This is a genomic window from Deinococcus pimensis DSM 21231, from assembly GCF_000519345.1.
Taxonomy (GTDB): Bacteria; Deinococcota; Deinococci; order Deinococcales; family Deinococcaceae; genus Deinococcus_A; species Deinococcus_A pimensis.
Genome location: NZ_KI912637.1, coordinates 184,223 through 190,971, shown reverse-complemented (window position 1 = coordinate 190,971; position 6,749 = coordinate 184,223). Strand labels below are relative to the sequence as shown.

Genomic DNA, 6,749 nt, shown 5'->3' with positions numbered 1-6,749 from the left:
CTCCACGCGGGCGGGCGTGCGCGGCACGCTCGACGACAGCACCGGGCGGGCGGGATCGTCGAGGGTGACGCCGCGCCCGTCCACGAGGTCCATGTGCGCGCGCCAGTACGCGTCGTACAGGCCCACGTCACGCCAGTAGCCCGCGGTGTGCAGCGCGCGGGCCTCACCCTCGCGCACGAAGGAGGGCACGAGGTGCTCGCCGTAGTCGCCGAGGCCGTCCTCGCCGAGTTCGCGCGCGAGGGTGTCGAGCCGCTCGAAGAGGGCGGGCGCGTCGTACGCGAAGACCTCCGTCGCGACGTGATCGGACACGGGACGGTCGGGTTTGTACTCGAAGCGGGTGACGCGGCCCTCGTCGTCCGCGACGACGTTCGCGAAGCGCGTGGCGTCCTCGCCGAGCGGGAGGTCCGCCGTGACGAGCGTCACGCGCGCGCCCGAGTCCAGGTGCGTCCGCACGACGTCCACGAGGTCGAGCGTGTGGACGTGGTCGGCGCTGAGGACGAGCAGCACGTCCGGGGCGTACTCGCGCAGGAGGGGCAGGTGGCGGTACAGGGCGTCGGCGTTGCCGGACGCGAAGCCGCCCTCGTCCTCGTCACCGCCGGAGTAGGGCGGCAGGACCAGCAGGCCGCCGCGCGTGCGGTCCAGGTCCCACGGGCGACCGTTGGCGAGGTGGTCGTTGAGGGTGTGCAGGCGGTACTCCTCGACGATCCAGACGTCGCTGATGCCGCTGTTCGCGACGCTGGACAGCGCGAAGTCGATGAGGCGGTAGGTGCCCGCGAAGCTCACGACGGGCTTGGCGCGGCGTTTCGTGAGGACGCCGAGCCTCTTGCCCCTGCCGCCCGCGAGGACGAGCGCGAGGACACGCGCTCCGTGTCCGGGCGAGCCGGGCGAGGCGACGTTGCGGCTCAACGTTCGGTCGGACTGCGAGGCCGTCATGCGGCGAGTGTGACAGGCGCGCGCGTGAGGAGCCCGGGGCGGGCGCTCAGGGGGACTTCACGCGCGGCGCGTCCCCCAGCAGACGCCGCACGCCCGCCGGGAGGCCCGCGCGGAGCTCGCTGACGGTTCGCACGCGGACAGGATGACGCGCCGGTCACACGGAGGGACCTCGACGACGGTCATGAGCGAGAGCCCGCCCCCTCCCCCACACGGCGCAGCACCTCGTCGAGGGCGTCCTCGACGAGGTGCTGGTGCGTCCAGTGCAGCTGGTGCCCGCCGTCCTCGACCGTGACGAGCCGGGCGTTCCCGAGGGCGCGCGCGAGGGGTTCGGCGTGATCGCGGTACGGGGTAAGGAGGTCGTGTCGGCCGCCGAGCACGACCGCCGGGACGGTCACGTCCGGATAGTGACGGCCCAGCTCGCGCAGTTCCGGTTTGATGTTCCCGTTCTCCCGCGCGAGCGCCGTCACCTGCGACGGGCGGCGCGACAGCGCGAGCATCATGCGTTCCCAGGCGCGCGGCAGCCGTGCCGGGTGGAAGGCGCGGGTGCCCTCCACGCGCGCCACGACCCGTCCGACGGGCAGCAGCAGCACCCGCGTGAGGAGCTGACGCAGGCCCGGCACGAGCATGAGGTGCGCGAGGGGGTTCTCCAGCCGACCCTTCGGGAAGGCCGTCGGGGAGATCAGCACGAGGCCCGCCACGTCCGCGGGGTAGACACGCGCGTAGGACAGCGCGACGGACGCGCCGTACGAGTGGCCCAGCAGGACGGGCGCGTCCGCGCGTCCGGTGAGGCCGTGCCGGGTCAGGAGGCCGCGCAGCATCCGCACGTTGAGGTCGAAGGTGACGTCCTCTCCATTCGGGACGGGCGTGTACCCGTGCCCGGGCCGGTCGTACGCCAGCAGGGAGAAGCGCCTCGCGAGGCGCTCCATGAGGCCGCACAGGGGCCAGTCGTTCACGACGCCGTCGCTGCCGTGGATCAGGACGACGCGGCGGCCCCGCCCCGCGCCCGCCGTGAGGACGTGCACGTCGCCCGTGGGGAGCGGCTCGACGTGCCCGGCGGGGCCACGGGTGTTCACGTCGCGCACCACGCGGTCCGTGTGGAGCTTGAGGACCGTCAGGGCGCCCGCGAGCCACACCGTGAGCGCCCAGCGCCGACGGTTCAAGTGTCCCCGCGAGGCGCTCGCGTCGGGACGCGCAGGGTGACGTACCAGATGCCGACGAGGCCCACCAGCACCCAGGCGACGCGGCCCTCCCAGACGGGAATGAAGCGCCAGGCGCTCACCCCGACCGCCACGGCGATCATGACGGACGCGAGGACCTTGGCGCGCAGGGGCATGCCGCGTCCCGCACGGAAGTCCGCGACGAGTTCGCCCACGACGGGCAGGCCGAGCAGCCACCGTTCGAAGCGTGGGCTGCTGCGCGCGAAGCACGCGGCGGCCAGCACGAACCACACGGTGCCTGGGAAGCCCGGCAGGACCAGCCCGACGAAGCCCAGCGCGACCAGCACGAAGCCCAGCGCGATCAGGAGGCCCCGCAGGGGGGCGGGCAGCGGAGCGCGCGGGCGGGGATCGTTCACGAGGTCAGGGTAGAGCGCGGCGGGCCGGGTGTCGAGCGGACGACGTTGCCCGTACGTGGAGCGAGGGCCCCGCGACATTCGCGGGGCCCTCTGAAGTTCAGCGTTCGGCGTCGTACGCACCGGAGCGGTCCGGTGCTTCTGCCTGGTGCGGTGACGTGTCTCTCCAACCTTCTGGCGTCGTACGCTCGGGGACGGCCCCTCGCTTCTGCCTGGTGCGGTGACGTGTCTCTCCAACCTTCTGGCGTCGTACGCTCGGGGACGGCCCCTCGCTTCTGCCTGGTGCGGTGACGCGTCTCTACAACCTTTAGACGAGTCTGCGGCGCACGGCCGCGGAGAGGAAGTCGAGGACGTTCACGACCACGACGATCACGATGATCGCGATCATCGCCTTGGGGTACTGACCGCCGCGCATCGTCTCGCTGACGAGGAAGCCGATGCCGCCCGCGCCGACGAAGCCCAGCACGATCGACACGCGGAAGTTGATCTCGAAGCGGTACAGGGTGTAGCTGAGGAACAGCGGCAGCACCTGCGGCAGCAGCGCCCAGCGGACGACGCTCGTGCCGGGCGCGCCGGACGCCTCGAGCGCCTCGATGGGGCCCTTGTCGGCGTTCTCGATGGCCTCGCTGTAGAGCTTGCCGAGGTCGGCGATGGAGTGCACGGCCATCGCGAGGGCGCCCGCGAAGGGCCCGAGACCCACGGCGGCCACGAGGATCAGCGCGAGGATGAGGGTGTCCACGCCGCGGTCCACGTTGAAGAACGTGCGGGTGATGAAGTACGCGACGCGCGTCAGGAGGCTCTTCTCGGTGAGGTTGCGCGCGGCGAGCAGCGAGAGGGGCAGCGCGAAGACCGCCGCGACGAGCGTGCCGATCAGGGCGATGTTGATGGTGATGACCATCTCGCGCATGACGTCGGAGAGGAAGTACGGGTCGGGTGGGGTGGCGCGGCCCATGAAGTCCGCGATCCACGGCCAGTTCACGTACAGGTCACGGAAGTTGAAGCCGGTGCTGTTGAAGCCCGCCGCGACGGCCGCCGCGAGCAGGGACAGCGTGAGGGCGCTCGTGAGGTCACGGCGCGGGGTGTACGTGAGGCCGCCGCCGCGCGTGACGAGGATGAGGCCGCCGCCGAGCGCGAGGCCCGAGAAGAGCATCCAGGTGTTGAAGCCGTACTCGGCGCCGCGCGCGATGACGCGGCGGACGCCGCCGTCGCTGGCCTCCGGGCCGGGCGGGAAGCCGTAGGGGACCTCGTCGGGCGTGGCGACCGTGGCGGGCAGGGGCGTGGTGTCGCCGGGCGCGCGGCGACGCAGGGCGTACTCGTCGACGAGGTCGTAGTAGTCCTTGTTCTGCTTGGCGCGGTCGGTGCCCGCCGCGGGCCTCGCGAGGAGTTCGCGCGTGGCGCGCCAGTCCTCGGCGCGCTTCTGCACGTCGGCCTGCAGGAAGTCCTTGACGTCGAGGGACCAGTCGTTCGTGACGGTCTGCGCCTGCGCGGACGTGATGGGCGCGCTGACCTGGTAGTAGTTGCGCAGCTGCGGGAAGAGGTTCGCGCCGAGCGGCGAGAACAGCAGCGCGGCGAGCAGCGCGGGCAGCGCGATCGTGGCGATGAGGCCGTTGCGGCGCGCGGCGCCCTTCTGTCCGGCGGTGAGGAGGTACGTGACGACGCCCAGCGCGAGCGGCAGGATCACCTCGAGCACGCCGGGGATGGCGCGCAGGGTGATGAAGTGCTCGGGTCCGCTGCGGAAGGTCAGGCCGAGCGCGAGGGCCACGGCGCCCGCCACGGCGAAGGCGGCGCCGCCCACGCGGGGCGTGGCGCGCAGCGAGACGATCGCCGCGACGATCGCGAGGACCGGGACGAGCCACAGCACGGGGTACGTGAAGGCGAGGCCGAAGGGCGTGAGGGCGGTGCCCTGGTCGCTGCGGGCGCCGACGACGTCCACGAAGGGCATCGCGAGGAACGCGACGACGAGGCCGACCGCGCCGACCGCGCCGAGGCGCAGGCCGGAGCCGAACGAGAGCCACGTGAAGACGACGATGAGGAGGGCCAGAATCAATGCGGTGATCATAGGTCGGCGACGCTCCCGGCGTAGATGCGGTCGATCTCCGACGGCGTGAGGGCGCTGGGCGGCCCGTCGAAGACGAGGCGGCCCTTGTTGAAGCCCAGGATGCGGTCGGCGTACTGCGTGGCGAGTTCGAGGACGTGGATGTTCACGAGGACGCTGATGCCGTCCTTGTTGAACTCCTTGAGGATGCCCATGATGACGTTGGAGAGCTTCGGGTCGAGGCTCGCCATGGGTTCGTCCGCGAGGATGAGGGTGGGGTTCTGCGCGAAGGCGCGGGCGATGGCGACGCGCTGCTGCTGACCGCCGGAGAGCTGGTCGACGCGGACGCTGACCTTGTCGGCGAGCCCGACGCGGCGCAGCGCCTCGGCGGCGCGCTGACGGTCGTCGGCGGTGTAGAGCCCGAGGAGGCCCGCGAAGCGGTTGTGGTAGCCGAGGCGGCCCGACAGGACGTTCTCCTCGGCGGTGAGGCGCGTGGAGAGGTTGAACTGCTGGAAGACGAAGCCGATGCGGCGGCGCAGGGCGCGCAGCTTGGGGCCCTGCGCGTGCGCGATGTCCTCGCCGTCGACGAGGATCTGGCCGCTGGTGGCGTCGTTGAGGCGGTTGATGCAGCGCAGGAAGGTGCTCTTGCCCGCGCCGGACAGGCCGATGACGCAGATGAACTCGCCGTCGCCGATCGTGACGTTCACGTCGTCGAGGCCCTTGGTGCCGTTGGGGTAGATCTTGGTGAGGTTCCGGACCTCGATCATGTGCAGACTCCAGAAAAAGGGGGAGGCGCTGGCCTCCCCGTTTGGGATGACGCGCCGTGGCGCGCCGTCACGAGAAGACGGGGAGACGGCCGCGCCGTCTCCCCGCCCGAGGGATTACTTCTTGCTGGACTTGATGGCCGCGCGGACGACGTCGTAGTCGGTGTCCTTGGCGGGAATCATCGCGTCGATGGTGTAGAGCTTCTTGAGGAGGGCCTTGCCGTCCGGGTCGCTCTTCATGCCGACGATGGCGGAGCGCACGCGGGTGACGACGTCGGCGCAGGCGTTCTGGTAGTCGCCGCGGACGCTGAGGGTGTCGCCGGGGATGGGCTTGCTGTAGAGCACGGGCGTGATGTTCGCCGCCTGCTCGGGCTTCAGGAACTGCGTCCAGGAGCCGCTGGTGCCCTTGGTGTTGTTCGAGAAGGTCGCGACGACGTCGACGGTGCCGTTCTGCAGCGCGAGGACGGCGGCGTCGTGCTTGCCCGCGAAGGTCTGCTTGCCGAAGAACTTGTCGGGGTCGATGCCCTTGGCGACGAGGGTGCTGCGGGGGAAGGTGTAGCCGGCCGCGCTGGTCGGGTCGATCCAGGCGATGCTCTTGCCGCGCATGTCCTCCAGCGTCTTGATGCCGCTGTCCTTGCGGACGATGAAGGCGCTCCAGTAGTAGGGGCCGGCGCCGCGGACGCTCTTGAGGAGGACCTGGGCGTTCGCCTGGTCGTGCGCCTCGACGTAGGAGACGGGCGAGAGCCACGCGAAGTCGAGCTTGCCGCTGCGGGTCGCCTCGACGAGGGCCTGGTAGTCCTGCGCGACGGTCGTGCGGACCTCGATACCGCGGATGCGGCTCTCGAGGTACTTGGCGATGGCCTTGCCGTTCGTCAGGACGGCGGCGCTGTCCTGGGCGGGGTTGAAGCCCATGTTGATGACGCGGCAGTTTTCAGCGGCCTGGGCGCTCCCGGCGAGGGCACCGATGGCGAGCAGAGCAAGCAGTTTCTTCATGGTTCTCCTGGAGGGGCGGCGCCGTTTCCCGGCACCCAAGAAGAAAGTATAAACAAAAACTGAACGGTCAAGTGAGGGGTGCTTGAAGGGGGGCACGTACTTTTCGCACATCCGGGTGAGAGGGCGGCTCAGACGCCGCTCACGCCCGGACGTGCGCGGACGGCAGGGACACGCCGAACATGGGGAGCGCGCGGGCGCGGCGAGCGCTGCCCTCTCCCTCGATCACGGTGAGCTCCGAGGGTCCGGCGGGGTCGAGCGCGGCGAGGCAGAGCCGTCCCGTCACGACCGCCCCGAGGTCCGTGTACACCTGCGCGCCGAGGCGGCAGGGCTCGCGGACGGGCGTGTGGCCGTGGACGCTCCACGTCACGCCGGGCGGCAGGTCGAAGGGGCCGTCGTAGGGGCGCATCCACAGGGACGCGGTGCGCGCGTCGGGGTAGTCGGGGTGCGCGCGGGG

The 6,749-nt window shown here is 71.2% G+C and carries 6 protein-coding genes and 1 pseudogene; all 7 read right to left on the bottom strand.

Features of this window, described 5'->3' with window-relative positions; translation table 11 throughout:
• Positions 1-933, bottom strand: a 933-nt coding sequence (locus tag DEIPI_RS0109750) for a glucose-1-phosphate adenylyltransferase family protein (RefSeq protein ID WP_027481662.1), incomplete at its 3' end; no start/stop codon positions are given.
• Between the two features lie 179 nt (positions 934-1,112).
• Entirely contained in the window at positions 1,113-2,093 is a 981-nt protein-coding gene (locus DEIPI_RS29955; RefSeq protein WP_052351674.1) for an alpha/beta fold hydrolase, read from the bottom strand.
• Positions 2,090-2,506 carry a YbaN family protein gene (locus DEIPI_RS0109740; protein WP_045234039.1) on the bottom strand — a complete coding sequence of 139 codons (417 nt, stop codon included), beginning with the start codon at positions 2,504-2,506 and terminating at the stop codon, positions 2,090-2,092. Before DEIPI_RS0109740 ends, DEIPI_RS29955 begins: the two co-directional genes overlap by 4 nt.
• A gap of 304 nt (positions 2,507-2,810) precedes the next feature.
• Entirely contained in the window at positions 2,811-4,550 is a 1,740-nt protein-coding gene (gene phnE, locus DEIPI_RS40915) for a phosphonate ABC transporter, permease protein PhnE (RefSeq protein ID WP_211238270.1), read from the bottom strand.
• A gap of 8 nt (positions 4,551-4,558) precedes the next feature.
• On the bottom strand, positions 4,559-5,305 hold the full coding sequence (phnC, locus tag DEIPI_RS0109730; protein WP_027481659.1) for a phosphonate ABC transporter ATP-binding protein: 747 nt from the start codon (positions 5,303-5,305) through the stop codon (positions 4,559-4,561).
• Positions 5,306-5,419: 114 nt separating this feature from the next.
• A complete protein-coding gene (locus DEIPI_RS0109725) occupies positions 5,420-6,295 on the bottom strand; it encodes a phosphate/phosphite/phosphonate ABC transporter substrate-binding protein (protein WP_027481658.1) in 876 nt (291 codons plus the stop codon).
• A gap of 139 nt (positions 6,296-6,434) precedes the next feature.
• Positions 6,435-6,749 (bottom strand): annotated as a pseudogene (locus DEIPI_RS0109720) (metallophosphoesterase); the annotation flags it as partial.